The organism is Paenibacillus sp. FSL W7-1279 (assembly GCF_037969845.1).
GTDB lineage: Bacteria > Bacillota > Bacilli > Paenibacillales > Paenibacillaceae > Paenibacillus_AQ.
On record NZ_CP150215.1, the window covers coordinates 4,908,855 to 4,932,843 of the forward strand.

Below are 23,989 nucleotides of genomic sequence, written 5' to 3' on the forward strand. Positions count from 1 at the left end.
ACTCTTTATCCTTTTTCTGCTATCCGGTAGAATGATTGAAAGATTAGTGAACGCAATTATAAGGAGATTCAGCATGAGTTGGTTGAAGTCATTTTTTCCGCTGCATTCATTATTTGTCAAAATGCTCGTGTATTTTCTCGTCGTGATTTTCCTGCTCTCCTCCTATAATCTATGGTCGATGACATTCTACTCCCGCAATGTTAACAATGAAATTGTCAAATATAATCTGACCCTGATTCGAAACACCGTCGATCATTTTGAGAAGCAGTACTCCACATGGAAAAATCTCCTCCTCAACCTTCAGCACGATGAATTTGTCGGCAATATCAGCAGGCAGGCCGATTCCGGGGGAAAGAAAGGCATCAATTATCTGCAGGTTGATACGGTCATGGATCAGATTCGGACCCTGGTAAGCCAGCCCTACTACCACTTAAATAATGTCATGATTTACTACCAAAATCATTCCTTCCTGCTTGAGCGGGATGGCATCGTCGATGATGACCGCATGTTTAAGCATTACTACAAAAGCGACTCCTATTCATACGAATTCTGGAAGCGTAGAGATCACGCAAACGGTTTTCTGCACATGCTTCCCAGCCGCACGTTCACCATCGGAACCGAGAAGAGTGACTTGCAGCTGATGCCTTTAATTACGAACGTACAAGGCAGCCCCTGGAAGATCATCGCTTTCGTAAATATGAAAAGCTGGTATGAATCATATAATGGAATGGCCGATTCCCGTTTTCTGCTGGTGGACTCGGAGGGAACAACCCTGTATGAATCCGCCCCGGATGCTAAATCCCTGCCACTGCCGGAATGGGACGGCCAATCGGAATGGATGATGGAGAAGGGAACCTATTACTTTTTCGAAAAAGGCGCCCGCTCCGGTCTTACCTACGTTTCTATTATTCCCCATAAGGAACTCAATCAAAGCATCAGCCGCATGAACTGGATGGCTGTACTCTTATTTGCAGCTACCCTGCTTATTGGTATTCTGGCATCATGGGTTTTCTCCCGAAAAATCAACCTGCCGCTCAAGAGAATGGTTACGGGCCTGGGCCAAGCGGAGATGGAGCTATATCAAGGGAGTATCTCCGAATTCAGCGCCATTTCCAACCATCTGAAGGGTTTGCAGCATGAACGTAAGATCATCAAGGAATGGATGGACCATACCAAACCGCTGCTGACAAGCTACCATTATTTGGCCCAGTTCAAAAACATTGCCCTTGATACCAACGCTTCCAACGAACTTTGGGTCGGCGAGGGTGAATTTATGGTTATCCTTTATCAGTTGAGATACCGGCACGTCCCTTCGCGTCAGCTTGATGCCTTAATGACAAGGGCAACCGGCAAGATCAAAGACATGATCACGCTGCAGATCCAAGAATCGTTTCCCATATCCCATACCCTTCAGATGGAGGGCAAGCAGATTTTAACCATTGTGTATACACAAGAAAAATCCGACATGCTGCAGCAGTGTCTCAATCAGCTCAAACAGATTTTTGATCAAGATCAAAGCACCTATCTCGTGAATATTGCGGTTTCGTCCGTGTTCCAGCAAACCTCTGATTTTGACCGGGCTTATGCAGAAGCCATGTCGCTCCTGCAACAAGCCATGCCGATTGAGGAAACCCAGATCATCTGGGAGAAGGAACGCCGAGAAGATGTAACAGGATTCACTGCCGAGCAGGAACACGAATTTTACGTGAACTTACAGGCTGGCAACGAGAGCAGCTGCCAATCGCTCATTGAGCGCGCCCTGGATCGATTGCAGCGGCAAGAGGCCACGGCCGATCAACTAAGCCACTTTGCCAAATCGGTCTCGGTCCGCATGAGAAGGACAGTAGAACTGCTGAAAATCAATATCGACGCCCTTCCGGATTACGCACAAAAGCTTGCTTATAGCGTAACCCCCGAGCAATACCGGGAAATCCTGCTCGACGAGCTTGCCCATGCAGCCCATGCGATCCGTCTGAAACGTGAAGAACATTACGATATCATTCAATATGTCATTCATTATTTGGAGTCCCATTACGCTGAAGATATATCACTCGAGCAGCTTGCCTTTAAACTCAACATGTCGCCAACTTATCTATCCGGGTATATTAAAGAGAAGACGGGGAGCAACTTTAGCGACCAATTGAATGCGATTCGAATAACAAAAGCGAAAGAACTACTGCAGACGACAAATATGCCGATTCAGGAAGTTGGCAACCGGATCGGCTACCGTAATGTCACTTCCTTTATCCGCATGTTCAAAAAAATAACCGGCCAAACACCGGGTGATTACCGGAAAACCAACTGGATCCGATAACACACAGGTGAGCGGCCGACCGCTTTACCTTTAACGCTAACCCTTAACCGAGCCTATCAAAGCCCCTTTTACAAAATACTTCTGTATAAACGGATAGACAAGCAGGATCGGCAAGGTAGACACCATAATGGTAGCGAATTTCAAGCCATCCTCCACCACCACGATATCGCCCACAACCGGACCATCCGTCCCCGTCAATTGCCCCGACAGCACGATGTTTCTTAAAATGACCTGGAGGGGCTGCATATCGGCATCCCGCAGATACAGCAGCGGCCCCATAAAGTTATTCCACATCCCGACGGCATAATACAAGCCGATGGTGGCCAGCACCGGCTTGGATAGCGGGAGCACAATCCGGAAGAAAATCCCGATTTCGGACAGTCCATCTATTTTTCCGGATTCCTCGAGCTCTTGAGGCATGCCCATGAAGAAAGTCCGCATGATGAGCAGATTCCAGGTACCTACCGCTCCGGGCAGTACCATGCCCCATATCGTGTTGACAAAGCCCAGCTCCTTCACGACCAGAAACGTCGGAATCATCCCGCCGTTAAAAAACATCGTAAAGACGATCAGCATCAGGATCGGTTTGCCCATGACCATCTTGGTCTTGGACAGTGCATAAGCCCCTAGTGCCGTTACAATCAAAGAAATGGCGGTCCCTGAAATCACGTAAATCAGCGTGTTCTTATATCCTTTCAGCACCCGACCGTCCTCGAACACATACTGATACATATCCAGATTGAAGCCCTTCGGCCATAGCCACACTTCCCCTGAGGCGATCGATGCGGAATCGCTCAGGGACACGGCCAGCATATAAACAAACGGATATAGACACGCGAGCACGATCCCGGAAAGGATCAAGGCATTGAGCGCGTCAAACCAATTCCATTTCGGTTTCATCACGTTCCTCCTTTACCAGATGCTGCTTCCGCTAACCCGCCGGCTGAACGAATTCGCCGCGATAATGAAGATGAAGCTGATGATGCCGGTAAACAGATCAATCGCCGTGGCATAACTGTAGTTGCCTTGCGTTAAGCCGACCCTGTACACGTAGGTGGATATAATATCAGCTGTCTCATAAGTGGCGGGAGTTGCGAGCAGGTATACTTTCTCAAAGCCAATTTCCAGTATTTTTCCGATATCAAGTATCAGGATAATCACGATTGCAGGCGCGATGCCGGGAAGCGTAATGTTCAGCGCCTGCTTCCACCGGTTAGCCCCATCCATCCGTGCCGCTTCATATAACTGCGGATCGATTGCCGTCAAAGCAGCCAAATAGATGATGGTCCCCCATCCGATATGCTGCCATACGTCGGTCGTTACATAGATCGACCTGAACCAGGAGGCCTCAACCAAAAAGTTGATTCGTTCGAGTCCGACGGCACTCAGCAGCTGGTTGACTACCCCGCCTGTCGGGGACAGGAACATAACCGCGATCCCCGCTACAACGACATTGGATATGAAGTGCGGGAGATAACTGACCGTTTGGACAAACCGTTTCAAAAACGACTTGCTCACTTCATTAATGAGTAAAGCAAGGATGATAGGTGCCGGAAAGCCGAAGATCAGCTTGTATAACCCCAGCAGGAATGTATTTCTGAGAACAGGCCAGAAATCAGGCGTATTAAAAAACATGCTGAAATATTTGAAACCCACCCAGTCACTCTCCGTGATCCCCTTAAATAGGTTGTAGTCCATAAAGGCGATCGAAATGCCGAATATGGGAACGTACTTAAAGATGATGTAATACAGAGCACAGGGCAGAAGCAGCAGCAGCAGGTATTTGTCCCGCTTCACTTTCGTCAAGAAACCCGGATTCTTCTGTGGTTGCAAAAAAACGCATCCTCCTTTACCCGTTAGTTCAAAACTCATCCATCAGGCCGCTTCCCCCATAAGGACCGGGACCAGCCATTACTTAGCCGAGAGCCGGTCCGGGAAAAGAAAGCAGTGCGCTCATCTTGCCGTATGCCGCGCAGATATCCATTACTTGGCTTCGTTTAAGAACTTTTGCGTCCGCTCATAAGCACTTTTATGCACATCCAGCACCTGCTGCACGCCAAGCTTGTTCACTTCATTCACGTAAGCATCCCAATCATCCATCGGTTTCTGTCCTAGAATGAACTTGGCGATCTGCTCCTCATGGAATTTTTTCACCGTTTCGCCGACCATGCTGAGCACTTCATTTTCTTCATTCGTATACGCAAGCCTTGGCTGGGGTCTCGTTTCATGGTCTGGCGCGATTTTCATCGCTTCCCGCATTTTTGGGGAATACATGGACTCGTATGCCGTCATATCCAATACCGTATGCGCTCCGATTGTTGCGATGCCCGTCTTGGTTCTCAAGTCGCCGAACTCTTTGTAATCCGGGTTGAATTTGCGAGCCCCGTTCTCGGTTGTGAACGTCTCGCCTTCCCTACCCCAGGTTGCCAGCTCAATACCTTCGGGGGAGAACAAGAAATCAAGGTACTTCAGCAGCCGATCCCGCTCCTTGGAATTTGCCGCCACCGCAAACCCGTCGGACTGCAATCCGGCAAATACATTGTGGGACTTGCCATCCGGCGTTCCAACAGGAGGAACCATATAATCAAGACTAAACTCGGCTGCTTTATCCCCAAGCATTAACGGAAGTTCATCCATGATGCCGATATAATCGCTGGCGATAAACGATTTGTTCTGAAGCAGCAGATCGTTAAATTGCTTGCGTTTATGAGCCATGAAGTCAGGCGCAACCAAGCCTTCCGTGTAAAATTTATTCATATACTCAACCATTTTCTTGTAGTTGGCCTCTGTCGGACCATAGCGCCATTCATTCTTCTCGAAATCGTAATAGTAGCTGCTGTTTGTATTAAACGCAGGTGCCATATTGACCAGCGGACTCAAACCGTTGAAAACGGCAATCGGGAAGCTGTCAGGGTACAATTCCTTTAATTTTTTCGCGACGGTGTACAGTTCGTCGTATGTCGTCGGCGGCGTCAGATTGTGTTTTTTGAATATATCGTCTCTGTATAGCCATGACCGCCTGGACTGCTGCTCAAGTCCATACAACGGCATAAAATAGTTCCTTCCCTCTGGAGACAGAATAGCTGCCTTCACTTCGGGATGGTCTTCGAGAAACTTCTTATAGTTCGGCATCTGTTCCAAATGCTCGAAATAGTCGACAAACGCTCCGCTCTCCCCGTGCGTATTGGCGGCGTTCAAGCTGTTGACCATCATAAGATCCGGTATTTCGCCCGAGGATATCGCCAGGTTCATCGTTGTGGTGTAATCGCTCATCACGGGTTGTACCTTGAAGGAGATGCCGGTTTCTTCTTTTAAGTACTGGTAAATCGGCCAGTTTTCCTTATAGGGCCAATTCGTATGAGAGAAGGTCATCATTTCTAGTGTGACTTCTTTGCCTAAGGCGGCGTTTTCAGGATTCTCCTCTTTTGCCACGTTTTCTTTTGTGCATCCGCTCAATAATGTGCCGGTTATAACGGCGGCCAATGCCACCAACCCGAGCTTTCGGTTCCAAATGTTCACGCAACCCTCTCCCTTATGTATGATGATGTAACGCCAGCTACTGTTTACAGCAGCATGTCGTTTATGATTTTGATTCTACTTGCCGGAACCATGGATTGACTATTCACATTCCTTCCCGTTATTGACTGTAGCTACGATTCTGAAGAAGTGACAACTTTCTGAATTATGGTACATTCACGACTCAGATCCCGCACCGCGGTTGGGTCCTTGTCTCTTGGATGGAGTATCTTGAAGAGGAGTGCGAATTGACAGCCAAGAGGTAAACTTTTACAATACGGACTAGAGTCACCCAGCGAAAATGAGGAAGCACCCATTTCGAATCTTGGATGTTCTTTTGCGATTCAATCCACTGATATCAGAAATGAGGTGCTTTCATTTATGTACGGAAAACTTCATAGCGCTTGCTTGCACGGCATTGACGGCGTTGTCATCCAGGTCGAGGTAGACCTGGCGAACGGACTGCCCCAAACCTCCATCATCGGTCTGCCCGATTCCTCCATTCGCGAATCCATTGAGCGGGTTCGGGCAGCGATTAAAAACTGCGGTTTTATCTATCCCTTAAAACGGGTAACCGTCAATCTCGCACCGGCAGATCTGCGCAAAGAAGGCTCTTCCTTCGATCTGGCAATCGCCGTTGGCATATTGCTAACAAGCGAGCAATGGACCTTTTCGAATGCCGGGCAAATATTGATCCTTGGCGAACTTGCACTGGATGGTACGCTAAGACCCATCACCGGGGTGTTACCGATGGTGGAGCAAGCGAAAAAGGAAGGATATGCCGGAGTACTTCTTCCGAGCGAAAATGCCCCGGAAGCTGCATTGATCGGGGGGATCGAAGTTTATGGGCTCAGGCACTTGAATGAGCTCGTCCAGGATGGATCAGATGGAGTTATCGATAACCGTGAAACTGGAGGAGCAACCATCGCTTCCGTTTCGCTGGCAAAGCTCAGATATGATCGGGCCACGCATCCAAGCAGAATACAAGCGGACGGCCTCCAGGACAAGCAGCTGGAAGACTATAGAGATGTAATTGGCCAGCAGCATATCAAACGCGCTCTGACCATTGCTGCCGCAGGCATGCACAATATTCTGCTCATTGGGCCCCCGGGTACGGGTAAAACGATGCTCATGAAGCGCCTCCCCACCATACTGCCGCCGCTGGCGGACCAAGAAGCGTTGACCACAACGAAAATCTTCAGTGCTGCCGGAAAGCTAAAGCCATCCGATGGGTTAATGACCAGACGTCCTTTTCGGTCCCCTCACCATACCATATCGGCCGGCGGGCTCATCGGAGGCGGTACCATTCCAAAGCCGGGAGAAGTCAGTCTGGCCCATAAAGGCATTCTCTTCCTGGATGAGCTCCCTGAGTTCTCAAGGCATGTGCTGGAGGTGCTGCGACAGCCCTTGGAGGATCGCGAAGTAACCATCAGCCGGGCACGAGCGGTATTTACCTTCCCTGCGCATTTCATGCTCGCTTGTTCGATGAATCCCTGTCCGTGCAGAGAACACCTCTGGCATTTATATAATGAAGAAGAAAAGTCTCCCGTCACAAAATACTCCTTCTGACCTCAATACTCCTGGATCAAGAATTCGGGCAGCACGAAGCGAAGCCAATTTATCGATCAGGGAGCTTGCCGCATTATCCGGACTGACACCAGAAGCTATATCGATGATTGAAAATGGCATTCATCCGCCTTCTTTAAAAAGTCTGAGGAAAATATCAACTCGTCTTAACCGGCCTATTTATTACTTGGGATGTTTTGAAGCTCTTCCGGAGAAAACATTCGGTGAACGTTTTCGGAAGGCACGTCTTTTTCGAGGACTCACTAAGGACGAAGCAGCAAACAAACTGGGAGTTGACCCGAAATCAATACTGAACTGGGAAACGGATAAGGTAAGTCCAGCGAAAAAGCATCTTTCTAAAGTGAACCAATTTCTAATTATTATAGATAATTGAATTGTACACCCGCATTTTAATAAGCGCGGGTTGTTGCGTTGAGTAAAATTCCATTAATAATTTCACAAAAAAAGGGGCCCGTGTTAGGGCCCCTTAAGGAAGTGCATTGCTCGTTCTTTAATCAGTATACACAAAAAGTCTATATGATGCCTGGGCAAAAATCAGAACTTATTAAAATACACAATTGCCTTTACATTAAGCGCCTGTTTTCAATGAAAACAGACTAGAGTCTATTAAGTGTTAGGTGTACATCCATGCGTTTACAGGCATTTCAACATACCCTGCATTAAACCATAAGGAGGTGCCTCTATTGCATCGATCTATAAGTAAATTAAAGAAAAAACCACTAAAAAGAAATCTCTCGTGTTGCCCCGGGAAAAAGAAAAAAGAAATTGTGGTTAAAAAAAGAAAGGTAATAAACGTAAGTTGCCCTAGACCGAAAATAAATGTCACACCTGTGCCTGGACCACAAGGACCGCAAGGACCGCAAGGTGTTCCGGGACCTCAAGGCATTCCAGGTCCGCAAGGACTCGCTGGGGCGCAAGGCATTCCGGGTCCCGTTGGTCCTGCCGGACCTGCTGGAGCCCCTGGACCTGCTGGACCCACAGGACCAGCAGGCGGCCTTGCTGCATTTGCCTTTGTATGTAGCACGGAAGCACAGACCGTGGCCGCTGCTCCAGCACCAGGTGCTCAAGGTGGCGCTGTGACGTTTAACAACCCTCCAGTTATTGGTGGGACGTCCGTTACTTTCACCGCACCATCAACCTTCACCATTAACGAGACAGGTGTCTATCATATTAGTTGGGAGGTATTCCCAGTCGCAGGCAACAGTGCTTTTGGATTGTTCTTTGACCCTGACGGAGTCGGTCCTGCTGCTCCGGCACTGGTGCCGTGCAGCAACTATGGTTCAGGCGCTGGTAATCAGCCTTATCAAGGTCAGGTTGTTGCATCCTTAACAGCTGGTGGGGTATTGACACTTAACCGTATTGATAACATGGGAGCTCAGACTTTACTAAATGCAATCGGTGGAGGTACGCCGACAGTAAGTGCATCCATCGTTATTGAACGACTGGCATAATAATCGAATTTCAAAAACAGAGAAACCCGACTTTCGTTGAGAAATGTCGGGTTTCTTTATGATTTTCAACACTCAGTTTACTAGTACTCCGTCCAATACTGTGCACTCACCTTTGGTGCAGGTCGTTTATTTGCTTCCGTCCCCCGTTCCCAGCCTTCTATTATCCTAATGGTTTCTAGGCTGGACTTGTCTTCCCAATCAATGTACCTTTCTTTTTCCAGCATTAATAACGCGTTCTTTATTTGCTGACTCTTTCGTCCAGTCATGATTTCTAATCCGTGCATAGTGGGCATTTTATGGTGTTGGCTTGCAAAATTGTACAAGACCCTAAGAATCTTTCGTTCTAAATCAGGAAGCATCTTTTCCAGCCCCCTTTGCCAGCCCCCAGGATAAGACATTATCCATTCTGAAAACTCTTGGCTGATTGGTATTTAAACAAGTCGCACGAATCAAGTTATTTCGGATCCCCTGCAGCCTTATCTTACGCTGTGTGATCTTTCCTTTACGATCCACGTAGATGAGCTCAATAACCTCGCCAATGTAATTTCTCATCATGTACACCTCCGAAATAGAACACTTGTTTGTATTATATGCGAACGTATGTTTTTTTATCAATGTAAAAAAAAGCCACTTTTATTTACTCAGTGGCTTTTCATCCTTAACTATATTGGGAATTTTACACAATTGCCAATTGACAAAAATTAATAATAAGGTTAAGCTATATTTAGCTCATCTACCTAGATGTAGAAGGAGAATCCGGTTTTCGCATAGCGATTACCGGTTTTTATTTTTCACCAACTGTTTCTCCAACATTGAAATTTGCATAATCTTCATCATAAGTCCTTTTTTTGTTCAAATAAAAAATGGGAAACGCCGTTACAAAGTGATAATTAATTAGCTTACCGTGCTTGTCTTGTTTTTCAGCGAGAACTATCAAATAATCTGCTGTCTCATGTTTAAAGCGAATGTATGTCTTCTCATCCACTTGCTTTGATCTCTTGTTATATTCCTTTTTCCTCCAGAGTTGAATATTCCGATCCCGTTTATTTGCCAGCTCTAAAACTTCGTTTATCCAATTTAACCTTGCACCTCTATAAAAGCAAATATCACGCCTTTTATCGCTGAGTTCGATGCTGAAAACCTTGTTAATGCAATTATCAGGACATTTTTGTCCTGCAATATCATTATTACACGGAAGTATGTTAAACGAGTCAGACTCCCCCTCATCAAAGGCCACAAGGTGCCAAAAAGCCTCGGATTTATAATTAATCCAGTTATTACAATTTACATATATAAATTTTCCGAACAACTTGGGGCGAGCCTGTTTATTCATAAAGCCATTTTTAAAAACTTCATAAAAACTATCTAATGTTGAATCAAAATCTTCACCGATCGGTAATGGAGGAGGGAGTTTACTCGAATGCATAGTTATGCCCTCCTTGGATTCCATATAAAAATATTGAATTTTTTTTCGCTTAAACTTGAAATTACATTAAAATTAATTGGATATAAAGTCTGAATGTAATCGATTAGCTCATTCTTTGCAGAACTACTTCCTTTGCTATAAAATAAGCCCCTATGATAAAAAGACAATGCACCGATAAAAATATCGGTAATTTGCATCAGTTCTGATTCATGCGATCGAATCTGTTTAATATCCTTGATGATTTCGTTACCAAAATCCCATTTACTATTGGACAATACTTCCTGTAGCTTTCTTACCTTTTGACCCCCACAAGTATCTTTAATGTCTATAAAGATTCTAAATTGGCCATTCTTTGTAATTGGATTTAATAACCTGTAATATATCTTATAATACCAGTTATTATAATCACCATTATTATAAACCGAATGGTCTAACAAAGATTTTTCCTTAGCGACTATGGCGCGGAATTTAAGTGCCGGGTTATCAAAGAAATACTTAACCAAAGCTTTATAGACTGCTAATTTGGCTGGAGACACTTTTGTCCATTTTAGTTCATTCCATGTGCTGACTCCGTGTTCTAACTTAATATCTCTAATATCATTAAAAAATTTATCCTTCAGCTCTGAGGGGCAAGTAATAGCCCCAAGGACCATAACGTCAGATATATCATTCTCTAAATGACAGCTTTCATCGCAGTAAATATTAAACATTACTAAAACCCTCTCAAATTTCAATGGTAATTTAGGCCTATTGCTCTATATTATACTATTCTTTTAAATAAAATCACATCATTTTCCAAATAAAATCATCAGTAATATGTATGATATTCATTACGTCTCATTCCAATCTCAACAAAAAAACCACCAGCATAAGCCAGCAGTTTTTTAATCCATAGGATTAACCAAGATAATTCTGAATATCAACGATCTCACTATATTCCTTAAACTTATTCAGTTGGTCATCAATATAAAATATACCTTCTGCCTTTAGATTCTTTCCATCAAATATAAGTTTCGTCAGTTGAATGCTTGTATCATGATAAGTAATTCGCTTCATTTGATTCTTGTCCAAAAAATACAAGTACACATTCCCACCAATCTGTATTGTCCCGTCCCCAAAACCAATAATTATAGCTAATGTATTATCATCTATCCAGGCCACATCTTTCGGTATATTCCTTCTTTCTTCGTCCGGAGATACGAGTAACTCTTTAGCGCCAGTGGTTAAATCGTATAAATAAACACTTCCATAGCACTCCCATTCAAGAGGCGAAATATATACTGCAAATTTTTTGTTTGGAGAAAGCTTGGGTTCTGATGGAAAGTCATTGGATACAATTCTTTTCTCTCCATCCTTATCTACTGAGTATATAATTTTCTCATCATAGTCATATTCCAGATTTAGCATATTCATTCACTCCCCCCACATTTGGTAATTCTCCCGTTTCCAATACTTGCAATAAATCCGGGTATTTATATAACATTTCTTCCAGTTTCACAAGTGGAATCAATACTACTTTAAAACCAAAGGATTCTCCAAGATTCTTAAAATAGTCAATCATATTTGCAGAAGCATCAACCGGGATTGCCATAACCCAAAAATCGGGATTATGAATTTTGGCCTTAGCACATTCATTATAGATATCGCCTTGGGAAGGCATTCTGGACCATTTTTTACACTGAAAAACCCATTTTCGTTCATAACCTAACCCGAATGGTAATTCTTCGTATGTAGTACAAGTTACATCTCTGCCTTGATCTCCGCCTCCCCGACCATACCAATCTATATTCCGAAACCCTTCGAACCCTAACATATGGTAAATGAATTTTTCAAAATAACGAGCATTAATTTTTTTCCAATTGATCATTTCCAAATGTTCTCCTTACCTTATTAGGCTTTGTCTTTATATTACACTTGTGGTGAAGAGGTAGTCAAAGGACAAAGGAAGTATAACTATGAAAAAGGACCCACCAGCAATAACTAGCAGGACACAGTAATTTGCTGACCAGGAAGACTTTAGAGTGACCCTTTCCGCATACCATTACTTACCGCCCCTTTACCTCATAGCAAAGCGCTATAATTCGGTTAAGGGGTGTTTTTATGTTTATTGAACCGACGTTACTTGCAACAGCACCTGGCCCGTTCTCGGACTCGCGTTTTATTTTTGAGCCGAAGATCGACGGCCATCGCTTGATATTTTCGCAACAGAACGGCATCGTCCGCCTATACACGCGTCATATCAACGACTGTACGCGCCAGTACCCGGAGATTAACGGCTCAACCGGCGCCTTATTTCCTCACGATATCGTTTTAGACGGCGAGATTGCATGCGTCGATCCAGTGACCGGCAACTCGGATTTTGAGGCGGTTATGACGCGATTCCAAGCGAAGAAAGCCGATAAGATTGCGGCATTAGCCGTTAGGCAACCGGCCACCTACGTCATTTTCGACGTACTGCAGTATAACGGCCGGGACTTTCGTAGATTGCCGCTGATGGAACGCAAAGAAATCCTAGCGCAGATCCCGCTGCCGTCCGGAAGCTTCGGTTTTGTTCCTTATGTTGAAGGCGCAGGGGAGGCGCTATTCGAGCAGATCGAAGCTCGCGGCATGGAGGGCGTAGTAGGTAAGCGGAAGAATAGCGTATATGAAACGGGACGGCGATCGGATAATTGGCGAAAGGTGATTAACTGGTCGTACGCGGACGTTTTTATAACTGGATATCGGAAAGAGGAATTCGGGTGGCTCGCGAGCATTTACGATAACGCAAAAATGCGCCCAGCCGGTATTATCGAGCTAGGCGCAAGTCCTACGCACAAAAAGGCGTTTTATAACGTTGTAAAGCCGCTTATTACCGGGGAGGACCGCAGTTTCGTGTATGTAGAACCGCGGATCCGGGCGCGAGTGAAAATGCGGAACTGGACGAGGTCAGGCTTGCTTCGGAGTCCGGTGTTTTGTGATTTTGTCATCTAATCGTATTTTATTTTGACCAGTTCCCGTCCATTAGATACCTTAAGATACGTGCTTCGAACCTTAAAATAGAAGTAGGCGAAGTTTACTGCTTTTCTTTTTTTATAATATTCTAGAATTTCTTGAAATAATGTAAAAGTCCAAGTGAACGCCCATGTACTTACTGTTTTCAATGACTCAGGGTGACGGAGCATTTTAAACCCACCTGTTTCTATTGCACTATTGAATGCAGCGTTAGCGTGTGATTTTGCTGACCATGTTCTGTAGAGAAACTCATAGTCAACTTCCTTATTTAAGTAGGCGGCAAAATCAAAAAAGGTTTTAGGTCCATTATACAGAGAATACCAATTAACTTGTTTTTTTCCGTACTTCATGCGAGTATTCTCCCACTCATCATTAATTATTTTATACTTCCCCTTTAAGAGTAAGTGCTCAAGGCGTTCTATATCTTCTGAGGTATCGATATCGGGCAAAGGGAAATTATACTCACTATTATCTAACATCTTAGTCAATTGTCCGACTTCACCTGAGCTAAATTTCTTGTAAACTTTGAGCCTAGACCGTATGTGAGCGACTTGATATGCGGTGGCGCGATTTGATTGATGTTTTTCTAGGATAAAGAGTATAGCCAGATAGTGCTCAAACATGGAACGTAGTACTGGAATTGCAGCCTCAATGCAACTATTTCTAATAAGAACAGAGATGCCGTCCAAAAATTCAAGGAAATCCCTAAGAAGCAGGGCCAGAGAGGCATCCACATACTCGTCCCTTGGGTATTTGCCAAGAATGTTAAATACAGTGTCTCCGTAATCAACACATCGATCAATTGCATCGCTGATTTCATCTAGTAATTTCCGATATTCTTCGTTTTCGATAACTCGATTAATTATTCTCTCCATTTAACCTCCTGGACATTAGTCCGCAAATTTAAACGTACAGCTCTGACGAAGATACCGAGCTCCTCCAACCTTGATACTATTCTCCGTAATCTCCTCTATCCGACCACAACCGACCAGCTCGTCCCCAATAAATACGGCAACCGGCTTCTGATCGAGCATAGCGGTATAAAAATGTATGTCCGCAGTCAGCGGCTTCATAAATCGTCCCATAACCTAGATATTACCATAAGGCGCTTGCCTTTTGTGGGTTTTAAACGCAAAAAAAGACCCTGCCAGCTCGTAAAAGGCCAGCAGGGTCTTCAATTAGAGGAACCTTGTCTTATTGTTTTGACTCTTTGTATTCTCGTCCATATACCCTATTCCTTCTTTAGGGTTTGAAACAATGCCGAGCACGACCAATACACCCAGCAACGCATTTACAGCAGTCATGATTTCATCGTACTTTTCCGGAGCGATCTGGAAATTGAAAATTACCCCGAATGCTTGTACAGCCAGCAAAATCGCTGATACCAACGACACCCACATACCGTAATTTCTCCACTTGCTATTGCTCATAATTAAACGTCTCCCTTCTTAATCATGCCGGCACGATAAAGCACGGCAATGAGTCGATAGAAGTCGTAGCTGCTGCCGCTCGGCGTATCAATCAAGCCGGCTGCCAGCGCTTCGTTCACCGCCGTCTTAGCCCAGGAAGGGACCTCCATGTAATGCAGCCGCTCAAGCTCAGCAATGCGAGCTGACTGCTTTTTGATAGTGGCCCCTTGTTCCTGAAGCCCTTTTTTCAATACGTTTTTGCTGTTCTCCAGACTGGCCACTTTCCGCTCCAGCGATTCAAATGCGGCTTTTTCTGATGCATTCATACCCTCATCCCTTTCTCGTATTTGATCCAAATCATCGCGGAATGTATTCATGTTGATCACCGGACAAGCTTTCCAGCTATACCCCGGATACTCGCTGTGGCCCTTAACCTGCTGCGCTGTTGGAATCACTTTGCGGAGTTGTCGAACAAGCTCAATCGTTGCCTGGTACTGCTGCGCCGTTGGCTGCTGACTCCGGAAGTCTCCGACCAAACAGATACCCAGGGAGTGCTTATTGCTGTTGCCTACGTGATACGTGACAATCTCTGGATCCCAGCACTTGTATACTGTGCCGTCACGCTGGACCACGAAGGCATAGGCAATCCCTGGCCAGCCGTTCGTGCTGACGTGATAATTTGCGAAGGCTTCAGGTGATCCGGTTAAGGTCAACGAGTGATGAATCGCGATCGAACGAATATCGGTTAACCGGCGCGTTTTATACCGCTTTGTCTTGTGGATCGGGAGCTTCCCCCGAAGATCGACGAGCTTCATCTCCTTTGACCTCCCCTCCTGCTTTTTCTTCCAATACAGCCACAGCTCTGATTAAGGCGTCAGGAACTTTGAACCCCATCTTCCCGTAATTTTCGATGATGCTCAGCAGCTCGTTTATGATATAAAAGAAAACGACAGCATCCCGGAGATAGTGCATATCCCCTAAGACGCTGTCGATCAAATGTGCCACCGTAACCAGTAGGAATATCCCTACCTTTTTGGCGATTCCAATGTAACCTTTCATTGACCGAAGCTCTCCACGCATCCAGGCAACGGCCCAGCCGGTCACAAAATCGATGATAACCAGTACCAGCAGTGCATTCATCGCTACCGTCCACCCCCCGAAGAAGTAGCCTGTTACGGCTCCGAAAAATGCTGCAAATCCCCCGTAAAATTTCTCACTCATGGCCATCCCCCTGCCTCTCTACCCTTTTTCTTTCTCATCTTCATCGGACGCTTGCAACATGGCGAGAGCCTCGTCGATATCATGATCAACCGCTTGTAAGATTTCGAGCTGCTTGTCCGGATATGCTTGAAGCATGATGTTTATTACTGCAGCTATTTCTTCCACCGGGGTCGTCAGATCGATAAGCAGTTCCACCTTTGTCATCCTTGCCATAGGGCACCTCCTTTCAAGACAAAATAAAAGAGCCTGCGGATATCGCAGACTCATGTTATAATTTGGCTTGTACAACTGAACTTGGGTGGGAAAGTATCGCCTCCAGATCGGAGGTGATGCGCATGAAATTTTCGTTCTCAGAAGTGCTAATGTTCGGGATGTTTATCCTTGCATTGCTCACTTACCTGAATAAACGAAAATAACCCGCCCAGGTTAGCAGCCAGGGGACGGGTTATTTTCCTCAAATCTCGGGGGTTTCCCACCCAAGTGTTGTACAGGGAACCGGCGGCTACCGGTTCCTTATTTCTATTGTTATCTTAGCACATTGCGGTCTATACCTCAATGTATGATGAGGCAGCTAATGGAATAACAAAAGAGCCTCACCATAATCTGATGAGACCCCAGTAAATCATTTATTTAGTGTTGCTAGTTGTGCGTCTACTTCCTTTAACTCTTCGGTTCTTTCTGATAATTGTTGGACTATACCATCTAACGCCTGCTTAAATATCTCTTTTGGAAGACCCTCTGATTTCTCGTACTGATCTTCATGATATTCTTTAGATATTGTTAGGCGTTCGATCTCTGTCTCCAAAAATTCTTTATGCTTAATTAATGACGACGCTTGAGTATCTTCCACTTCGGTAACTGTGTTTCCACTCCCCTCTGAATGTGTTTCATTTGTAGTAATCGTAATGGTCTTAGTTTTATTATCCACTTTAAGATCAGCCCCTAAAGATTCGGAAATAGCACGGACAGGTGCATTGGTTCTTCCACTAATCACAGCCCCCTTATCCTGAAGCTCTTTACCGTTTACGACAACCTTGTACTCACCAGTTACTTTCTGGCCTACTAAACTCTTTACTTGCGCTGCAATTGCATTGCCTGACGTAGCAATCAGTGCTCCTATTACTACGCCGCCAAGTACATAAGCCCATTTTTTCATTTTGCAAATACCTCCGTAGGAATAATTATCCTCTTCATAGTAGCACTACGGAGTAGACGTCGTAAACGTTCTGTCACCCCAGTTCTGGTTCTGTGGGTTACCGTGATTGTGGCTCGGGAGGTACACTGTATGATTATGTGCGTTGAACGCATTGCGCAAAGAAGTAATTTGTGATTGCAATGAGTATAGTTCGGACTGAAGCCCAGATATTTGTCCTATACCTATACTTAAACCCGAGACAGACGATCCATTTGTAAAATGCACAGAACCCTGTAGATAGGTTGTGCCGAAGTTGGTTCCGATTCGCAATCCATTATTCCCGATCACGTGGAGTTCATTATCAATGGCATAGACGAGACCTTGCGACTGGCTGTATGAGTTGTAGTAAGTATGCCCTGAAATATTCGCTGAAGGATTGGTTCCGAGGGTTACACGTCTAGCATTATAAATATCGTAAAAAACAAAACCATACGGGTCTAATTCGATTCTTTCGCCCGATAAAGCCGTTTTTATCGAAGCACCGATTATAGTGGAGCCGTTTATGGTTCCTCCATCAATAGTCGATGCAGATATTCTCCCTCTGAACTCCCCACTCTGCGCGACCATATGACCACCAGAGCTTACTGTAAACATACCGTTCCCAACATTAATGGAAGAGCCAACAATGGCACCATTCATGAAATTCGAGGAGTAGATGTTTGCCGAGTTTGCCGTCAAGCGGTTGGCCACCACATTACCCTGCATGTCGACGCGAAACGGAGCGCTACCGAAGTTCGCATGCCCCGCGGCAATCCCGTTCGTGTTAATCTGGGTGACGTTATTCCCGCTGCCGATCAGCATCGATACGAAGCTGCCTAGTTGGCCGACTATCGTCTCGGCAACGACTCCACGGGCAGTAATCGCTGACCGAACCGTTCGCCAGCCGTCCGTGGAGATTCCAAGCCCCTTCGATGTAAGGCGGACCTGCTCCAAAGGGTTCGTCTTCTCTTGGGCAAGAATGCCGCCTTCAGGCGGGTAAATCAGCTCTGTCTTGCTATTGTTAATGTCAACGATCGCCTGTTTCGCTGCAACTTCGAACACCTCCGTCCGGATCCGGCCGCCGGATAGTAGATTGTCCATCACCTTCCGGGACCTCTCCAGGTCGGCGAGCAGATCGATGTCGTCCTTCAACGCAAAGTTGGCCAGGGTCACCCGCGAATGCTGATCGTTGGAATATGGATACTCCGTCAGCTCCACGATCCGGACGGCAATCCGCCGCAGACCCATTTGCGGATCATATACAGTGGCTGCGTCTCCAAGGTCCGGCGGATGTTCCTCCCGGTCGATCTTGTAGAGATCCGCAGCGGTCACTGTCACCTCAAGCTCCGGCATCTCCTTCTTTCTCAGTTCTTCCCGGGTAGACTTCAGCAGCTCCACGGGATCCTCGATGTCCTGCTGAATGTTCTCCCCGTCGAAAAACGGGACGCTGTCGCTGCCCCAGTAATTGACGTACGGAGAAAGCAAGTAGTTGACCATGACCTTCCCGTTCTGGATAGCTCCCGGGACAGATTGCAGCAGGCTCCTCTCCTCCGCCGTCAGGTTATCTGCAGACATTCCGACCCAAGTCCGGCCGTCTTTCATCTGGGCATACATACGGGTCACAAGGCCGGTGCCGTCGTCTTTGAACGAGTCGGAAATGATGTTCTTTTTCGTTCGGTACTCGTACCTGTCCGTCTGGGATCCGATTTTTTTAAAGATATGAATCACAAAGTTGTCCGGACGGATCTCTGCTCCATACAGGTTCACGACCTGGTTAAGCGCGGCTAGCGCAGTCGTTCTGCCGAAGTCTTTGATATCCCAAAGGTCGAAAGTGTCATGTACCTGGAACGTAAAACGGCCTCCGGTCCACGCGCTGATCTTGTTCAGCAGCGTCGAGATGTGGATCCCGTAAGCTTCATCGATGTATTCGTCATACGGCACCTTGTAATCATTCAGCTTGAACATGACATGCGTGCATGTGATCTGCGCTGTCAGCTTCTTCTTATCCCGCTGCCGCTGCCGGGTATTGATCACGTAATATTGCCCGCGGTCATCCCGGACATGGCCCTTGATCTGGATCTTTTCGAGATAGTCCTCGCTGGTCATAGGGACTAAAAAAGACAGCTCATAATCAGAATTGAGCCGTCTGCGTCGTTCGATACCATATGCATCAATCAGCGTGCCGGTACGCTTCAGGTTCTTGTCAAAAACCTGCAGTGTTGGATTAGGCAATATATCACCTCCCTAATACAAAAACTTGTCGCGGTGAGTGATCCGGAAGAGGATCGTCCGCCCGCTCGCCGGATCAGTCCAGGTGAGATTGTTCGTTCCCAAATTAAGGTCAAAGAAATCCCCGTTATATAAATGGGAGACGTTTTCCCCGTTCCGCGTAATCTTAAATTTCTCACTGTCGATCACGATAATATCTCCGGGAACGAACGGTCCGGTGAATTCAATCTCGTCGACATGGTACCGGCTTGCCTTGCCCTGCAGGGAGGAAATGCCGTGCATAATGGCGGACTGCAGACGCTCCCGGATAAAATCCACAGACATACCGCTATCCGCATCCATCTGAGCGGCAAAGGAGATCTCCCGGATAAAGTCAGCCTCCAGACCGCCCTCGCCGGCCAGAATGGCCTGGCCTGCCAGCTCGATCGTCGATGCAGCCACAAGCTCGGCGCAACCGCTGAGGACGGCCCGGCCGAATACAAACATGGTTACGGGACGGTTAAATGGCAGCCAGTTAAATGGTCCTCCGAACATGCTCCATCTCCTCTCAGGTCAGGAATTAAGCCTTGTATTCCTTCCCGGTGATCACCTTAAACTCCGACGCTGAAATAACGCCGAACTGGACGTAGAGTCGAAGCTGCACGTCCGACACCCATTTTTTCTCGTAGTAGTAAGACAATCTTTCAAAATCACTGTTGAACATTCGATTCTCCCCCTGTTCCGTTGGCTAATAGTTTCAATTCAAGCGCGGCCAGCATTTGACCTAGCGCCTGATTTTGCGACTGCAAATCAAGGATAGCGATATCCTTTTTTACAAGTTCAGCGCCTAGAACAGCGTTTTGCTGCTTTAGATCAAGCGTCGAAAGATCTAGTTTTATCTGCTCAGTCCCTATGGTTCCGATCGTCTGCTGCTGTTCGGCGTTTGATGCCTTTACTTCGGCCAGTTCCATTCCGGACGAATCAATTGCTTCCTGCTGCTGGGCCGTTTGCTGCCGGATTACCTCGACTTCCTCCGAAAGCAATTCCAGCTCAGTCGGCTCCTGGGGCTGCGGCCGTGTGATCTCTTCGATCTCTTCAAGTGTTAAACCTTCGATCCAGAGAGTCGGCATCTCTGGAGGTACGTACACCGGCGGCTCTCCGCGTTCGTCCTCCGGCTGCGCTTGCCATTCCTCGTAGGCTTCGCGATAAGCCGATTCCGCGGCCTGCAGCTCGTCCTGGTAGGTTTCCCACGCTGAAATATCGAAGCGCGGTCGGAATAGACCGGGCGTAATCGGCACGCCGACGATGTAACCGGCGATCTCCGGTTGTGGTTCTTCGGGCTGCGCGTCTTCGTCCGGATTGGTGGGCGGCTGCGGCACAATCTCCGCATAAAAAGGGACGACACCGGAAAAGGCATCGTCCACTAACGTATCCTCTAAATAGAGGCCGTCTGTATTCACTTTAGGTACGGCTTTCATGTGATCCTCCTTTACCGTTCGGCTGGAAATGGTGTTATTGTATCAAGAGTCATCCAAGTTGGAGCAATCGTACCGTAAGGGATGACTTTGCCATCAGCTGCTATTTCGTAAGTTGGGGCTGAAACGACCCCATCCTTAACTGCGATTGATACGCATTGCCGTGTTCTCTTAGGCCGGAATCCTACTGGAAGTATAAACATAGGCTGCTCGCCAGCTCCACCGCCAGCCATACCTTGGATATGCACATTCCCAATAGCATCTTTGCGGTATTGGACTGTATTGCTTCCAAAGGATGTCCACCCATTAAGCAATGTCGGCGTAATCCAGGCAATGGTTTGATCTTTATCCGCCTTTTTATTCATCAGCACTGAAACAGCGGTCGCATTCTGCTGCACGGTTTCAGTCAACTCCTGGAGCATCGCCTTTTCATTGATTGCGTACGATCCGGTGAATGGTACTATTGGTGAATTGTCCAGCATAAGGTACGTGACGGAATAGGTTGCTGATGAGTCGTATAGACTTTTCTTAATACGGTACCACGGATCGGAGCCAGGCGGCGGCGGATCAAAACTACCGTCCGCTAAACTGTTTCGATAAAACGATAAGACCTTCATCGGCTTATATTTCCACTTCGACCCACCGCCTATTGTCGCATGATTCGTATAGTAATAAGCTCCGTATCCCGGCTGCTCGCCGTCATAAAGCCTTATCGCCTCCCGAACTACAATTCCCGTTCCAACCTCTACCTGATTATCGCCTTCGTTAAACGTCAGCATGCCTTCGGAAACGATAGGTTCGACCGTTGGCGTGGCGAGTTGGTATACGAGTTGATATGGTTGCCAATATGCGTTGATGGGAGCAGGACTTGTTGGTAATGTAGTTCCAACATCCTGCCAACCATCTAAACCTGAAGGTGTACGGTATACCCACGCTTTTGTTCCCGAACCCGTGTAAATAGCGCTACCACTTCCGCCAGCAGGATACATCTTGTATCCCATAAAATACGCCTTAATCTCGTCGGCTGTCGGCGTGTAGTTGTCGCCCCATCCGCTGTCTGCGTTGGAGATAGACAACAACCAGCCATGAGTATCTGAATAGTCCACTGCATCTACCCTCGTCGACGTATCAATCAGACTCAGTAAACTTCCTTGATACTTAGTAGCCCAATACTTTTGTGGGGTTAGCGGTAAAGGCAGTTGTCCGACCGGAACAGCCACACGTTTAAACCCGGTATAGTTGTTAAGAACTACATACGTCAATGCACCATCTAATGCGTTTCCCTTCCACTTCGCCAGCTTAAAATACTGCCCATCCTTCTCGAACACATCGTCAGCATTCGAACCTGTCAGCGGATCTGCGTATAAGTCCGTTTGTAACGCTAGCATAGAGTCCTCCCGTGGTTCGAACGGTTTGGCACCGGTGCCGATGTTCAGCATCGGGTTCTTAAAAGTGAACGTTCCGATCTGTCCACCGCTCGACACGAATATCTGCATAATTTCGCTGCCAGTAGGCGCTTCAAGCGTTATCAAATCTTGGTCTACCCAACCAGACGAGAGGAGGATGTTACCTCCCGCGTCTCTAAAGTCTAACCCGATCCGGCCGCCGCCCCTCGACCCGATTGAATATGTGTACGATTGGCCGACAACTGGCTTCATCTTGTAGACAGCGCTAACTGATGTTGAAGAGGTAGCCGTTATAGTATGGGCATAAGGCGCATCGCTAGCCCCGGTTGTCGTTTCCCACTCATAAAACGGCGGCAGCAGATTTTCCCCGTACCGGATCGCATACGGATTCCGCACAGGCTGAACGCTGTCGACGTATGGATACTTGGCGGCGACTTGTTCTGGCGTCATGGTGTCGAGTGCGGCGTATTCGGTTGCGCTGATTTCGTATACGCGTACGGCATCGTAATAACCGTAAGTATTGACGTCACCCAATACGGCTAAGTCAATATTTCCCGACGACGAATTGGGCCTGTTCTTTCTCCAGATAGTTGTAAATTTATCTTTTGCAGTAACAGGTCCGGCATAACTGCCTGTAATTGCTCCACCCCATCCCGCAAATAACTCTTTCGCATTTCCGTTCTTGACGTCTGCAATTAGGACATAGTATCCGTCGACCTTTAATCCCGATATAGGGATATACGCTATCCCGCTGTTAGTAGCGGAGGATACCGTCGTGGTGACTCTTAACCCATTAATCCCTTGCGTCTTGTTCGTAGAGTCCAGCGCTGCTGTTGCGTTGCTTAGACCGATACCTGTTAAACTCTCCATACCACCATTACGCCCCAGCAGATTCACCAACGTCCGCCCCTTGATTCCGCCTAAGGAAAAGGCAGCGTTACGCTGTGCGTTGAGGATCTGCATCCCAGCGTTTAGAACGACGTCCTCGCGCTGTTCGATATCGAACCGGTCCTTGGTCTCATCGCCAAGCGCGTTCAAGCCGGCGGAAAGCTCACTAATGTTACCGATCGCGGCGTCGTGATCATATGCGGTAAAATAACGAGCCACCTTCGTTCCCATGGCCCAGGACTGGGCAGTCCCTTGAAATCCCCTGGTTACTCCGCTGAGCTCATCCCCGGTCTTTTCGGTATACAGGATCGTCTCGGCAGCTTCATCTGTCCCAATAGTGAGTAGGTTTGGGGCATCCGGAAGAACCGAGCCGTCCACGACCTGGATCGTATCCTGTGTCGCATCGATCGCGGCAGCCAGCTCGGTCCCCGGGCTATTGACTTGCGCCGGATACATTGTCTTCATCACAACACCCTCCTTACGCCAATGTCAGCACAATTTGACCGGTCAGCATCTTATAGATGTCGTTAGTCAAAATGCTGCGCGGTGTCTCCAATGCTCCGAAGTAGAGCAGGTTCCCGCCGGTCGCCGCATCCCGGATCCCGATGTGGGATACCTGCCCCCAGTCCGCTGTGGCCGTCGGCATGACGACGTCAGCGCTGTTTTTCATGGTCGGCTTCAACACCGTAACCCGTTGACCAGTCGTCGGGTGATAGATGTTGTATGTCTCTATGGTCGGCGCGCCGAACGTAATTTCTTGGCGGACGTACCCTCCACCAGAAACCTCTTGGCCAGTATCAGCTGCCGTCGGGTTGCTGGTGTATAGAGCCAAATAGACCTTGGCCGGCCGGGCGTACGCAGTGTTCCGGAATACCTGGTTCAGCAAAGCTGTGGCCAAATAATTGGACATGTTCATGCATCAT

Annotated in this window: 26 protein-coding genes and 1 pseudogene; 5 read left to right on the forward strand and 22 right to left on the reverse strand. The window is 47.0% G+C overall.

The genetic code is table 11. From position 1 onward, the window contains the following. Positions 1-73: 73 nt before the first annotated feature. Positions 74-2,314 (forward strand): AraC family transcriptional regulator, encoded by a 2,241-nt coding sequence (locus MKY82_RS21885; RefSeq protein ID WP_339294318.1) that lies wholly within the window; start codon positions 74-76, stop codon positions 2,312-2,314. Between the two features lie 36 nt (positions 2,315-2,350). Here the strand turns inward: MKY82_RS21885 and MKY82_RS21890 are convergent, their stop codons facing one another. From MKY82_RS21890 to MKY82_RS21900, 3 genes are all read right to left on the reverse strand, one after another. After that, on the reverse strand, positions 2,351-3,214 hold the full coding sequence (locus MKY82_RS21890) for a carbohydrate ABC transporter permease (protein WP_071220069.1): 864 nt from the start codon (positions 3,212-3,214) through the stop codon (positions 2,351-2,353). A gap of 12 nt (positions 3,215-3,226) precedes the next feature. Beyond that, positions 3,227-4,147 carry an ABC transporter permease subunit gene (locus tag MKY82_RS21895; RefSeq protein ID WP_162487568.1) on the reverse strand — a complete coding sequence of 307 codons (921 nt, stop codon included), beginning with the start codon at positions 4,145-4,147 and terminating at the stop codon, positions 3,227-3,229. 150 nt (positions 4,148-4,297) lie between these two features. Then, positions 4,298-5,833: an extracellular solute-binding protein gene (locus MKY82_RS21900; protein ID WP_233355004.1), complete on the reverse strand. Its 1,536-nt coding sequence runs from the start codon at positions 5,831-5,833 to the stop codon at positions 4,298-4,300. 378 nt (positions 5,834-6,211) lie between these two features. Here MKY82_RS21900 and MKY82_RS21905 point away from each other — a divergent pair. The 3 genes and pseudogenes from MKY82_RS21905 to MKY82_RS21915 all read left to right on the forward strand — a co-directional run. Then, a pseudogene (locus tag MKY82_RS21905) lies at positions 6,212-7,333 on the forward strand (YifB family Mg chelatase-like AAA ATPase); the annotation flags it as partial. Between the two features lie 25 nt (positions 7,334-7,358). Beyond that, positions 7,359-7,790, forward strand: a complete 432-nt coding sequence (locus MKY82_RS21910) for a helix-turn-helix transcriptional regulator (protein ID WP_186332828.1) — start codon at positions 7,359-7,361, stop codon at positions 7,788-7,790. A 457-nt stretch (positions 7,791-8,247) separates the two neighbouring features. Beyond that, positions 8,248-8,868 (forward strand): collagen-like protein, encoded by a 621-nt coding sequence (locus MKY82_RS21915; protein ID WP_339294319.1) that lies wholly within the window; start codon positions 8,248-8,250, stop codon positions 8,866-8,868. A gap of 80 nt (positions 8,869-8,948) precedes the next feature. Here the strand turns inward: MKY82_RS21915 and MKY82_RS21920 are convergent, their stop codons facing one another. The 6 genes from MKY82_RS21920 to MKY82_RS21945 form a co-directional block, all read right to left on the reverse strand. Continuing rightward, entirely contained in the window at positions 8,949-9,227 is a 279-nt protein-coding gene (locus MKY82_RS21920; RefSeq protein ID WP_339294320.1) for a hypothetical protein, read from the reverse strand. After that, positions 9,217-9,423: a hypothetical protein gene (locus MKY82_RS21925; RefSeq protein WP_339294321.1), complete on the reverse strand. Its 207-nt coding sequence runs from the start codon at positions 9,421-9,423 to the stop codon at positions 9,217-9,219. The genes MKY82_RS21920 and MKY82_RS21925 overlap by 11 nt, the downstream gene beginning before the upstream one ends. Before the next feature lie 229 nt (positions 9,424-9,652). Continuing rightward, entirely contained in the window at positions 9,653-10,294 is a 642-nt protein-coding gene (locus tag MKY82_RS21930; RefSeq protein ID WP_339294322.1) for a hypothetical protein, read from the reverse strand. A gap of 2 nt (positions 10,295-10,296) precedes the next feature. Beyond that, entirely contained in the window at positions 10,297-11,004 is a 708-nt protein-coding gene (locus MKY82_RS21935; RefSeq protein WP_339294323.1) for a DUF3800 domain-containing protein, read from the reverse strand. A gap of 187 nt (positions 11,005-11,191) precedes the next feature. Continuing rightward, entirely contained in the window at positions 11,192-11,701 is a 510-nt protein-coding gene (locus MKY82_RS21940) for a DUF4652 domain-containing protein (protein ID WP_339294324.1), read from the reverse strand. Further along, the gene (locus MKY82_RS21945) at positions 11,682-12,161 is read right to left on the reverse strand and encodes a restriction endonuclease (RefSeq protein ID WP_339294325.1); all 480 of its coding nucleotides are present in this window, start codon (positions 12,159-12,161) and stop codon (positions 11,682-11,684) included. Before MKY82_RS21945 ends, MKY82_RS21940 begins: the two co-directional genes overlap by 20 nt. Before the next feature lie 233 nt (positions 12,162-12,394). Between MKY82_RS21945 and MKY82_RS21950 the strand changes: the two genes are divergently transcribed. After that, positions 12,395-13,264, forward strand: coding sequence for an ATP-dependent DNA ligase (locus MKY82_RS21950; protein ID WP_339294326.1), 870 nt, complete (start codon positions 12,395-12,397; stop codon positions 13,262-13,264). On the opposite strand, the gene MKY82_RS21955 is transcribed toward MKY82_RS21950, so the two are convergent. The 13 genes from MKY82_RS21955 to MKY82_RS22015 all read right to left on the reverse strand — a co-directional run bounded on the left by MKY82_RS21955 (position 13,261) and on the right by MKY82_RS22015 (position 23,982). Next, positions 13,261-14,160 (reverse strand): DUF5677 domain-containing protein, encoded by a 900-nt coding sequence (locus MKY82_RS21955; protein ID WP_339294327.1) that lies wholly within the window; start codon positions 14,158-14,160, stop codon positions 13,261-13,263. The genes MKY82_RS21950 and MKY82_RS21955 overlap by 4 nt on opposite strands. 15 nt (positions 14,161-14,175) lie before the next feature. Continuing rightward, complete coding sequence (locus MKY82_RS21960; RefSeq protein WP_339294328.1) at positions 14,176-14,358, reverse strand: hypothetical protein; 183 nt, start codon at positions 14,356-14,358, stop codon at positions 14,176-14,178. A 105-nt stretch (positions 14,359-14,463) separates the two neighbouring features. Next, entirely contained in the window at positions 14,464-14,715 is a 252-nt protein-coding gene (locus tag MKY82_RS21965) for a phage holin (protein WP_339294329.1), read from the reverse strand. A 2-nt stretch (positions 14,716-14,717) separates the two neighbouring features. Next, the gene (locus tag MKY82_RS21970; protein WP_339294330.1) at positions 14,718-15,509 is read right to left on the reverse strand and encodes a peptidoglycan recognition family protein; all 792 of its coding nucleotides are present in this window, start codon (positions 15,507-15,509) and stop codon (positions 14,718-14,720) included. Further along, positions 15,454-15,915 carry a phage holin family protein gene (locus MKY82_RS21975; protein WP_339294331.1) on the reverse strand — a complete coding sequence of 154 codons (462 nt, stop codon included), beginning with the start codon at positions 15,913-15,915 and terminating at the stop codon, positions 15,454-15,456. Before MKY82_RS21975 ends, MKY82_RS21970 begins: the two co-directional genes overlap by 56 nt. A gap of 18 nt (positions 15,916-15,933) precedes the next feature. Continuing rightward, the gene (locus tag MKY82_RS21980) at positions 15,934-16,128 is read right to left on the reverse strand and encodes a hypothetical protein (protein WP_339294332.1); all 195 of its coding nucleotides are present in this window, start codon (positions 16,126-16,128) and stop codon (positions 15,934-15,936) included. Between the two features lie 409 nt (positions 16,129-16,537). Further along, on the reverse strand, positions 16,538-17,071 hold the full coding sequence (locus MKY82_RS21985) for a stalk domain-containing protein (protein WP_144866281.1): 534 nt from the start codon (positions 17,069-17,071) through the stop codon (positions 16,538-16,540). A 45-nt stretch (positions 17,072-17,116) separates the two neighbouring features. Further along, positions 17,117-19,321 carry a phage tail protein gene (locus MKY82_RS21990; RefSeq protein WP_339294333.1) on the reverse strand — a complete coding sequence of 735 codons (2,205 nt, stop codon included), beginning with the start codon at positions 19,319-19,321 and terminating at the stop codon, positions 17,117-17,119. Between the two features lie 12 nt (positions 19,322-19,333). After that, a complete protein-coding gene (locus MKY82_RS21995) occupies positions 19,334-19,852 on the reverse strand; it encodes a hypothetical protein (protein ID WP_339294334.1) in 519 nt (172 codons plus the stop codon). Between the two features lie 25 nt (positions 19,853-19,877). After that, positions 19,878-20,021 (reverse strand): XkdX family protein, encoded by a 144-nt coding sequence (locus tag MKY82_RS22000; protein WP_007132826.1) that lies wholly within the window; start codon positions 20,019-20,021, stop codon positions 19,878-19,880. Continuing rightward, positions 20,008-20,775: a hypothetical protein gene (locus tag MKY82_RS22005; RefSeq protein WP_339294335.1), complete on the reverse strand. Its 768-nt coding sequence runs from the start codon at positions 20,773-20,775 to the stop codon at positions 20,008-20,010. Before MKY82_RS22005 ends, MKY82_RS22000 begins: the two co-directional genes overlap by 14 nt. Before the next feature lie 11 nt (positions 20,776-20,786). Next, positions 20,787-23,531 (reverse strand): hypothetical protein, encoded by a 2,745-nt coding sequence (locus MKY82_RS22010; RefSeq protein WP_339294336.1) that lies wholly within the window; start codon positions 23,529-23,531, stop codon positions 20,787-20,789. A 13-nt stretch (positions 23,532-23,544) separates the two neighbouring features. Then, entirely contained in the window at positions 23,545-23,982 is a 438-nt protein-coding gene (locus tag MKY82_RS22015; RefSeq protein ID WP_339294337.1) for a hypothetical protein, read from the reverse strand. Positions 23,983-23,989 lie beyond the last annotated feature (7 nt).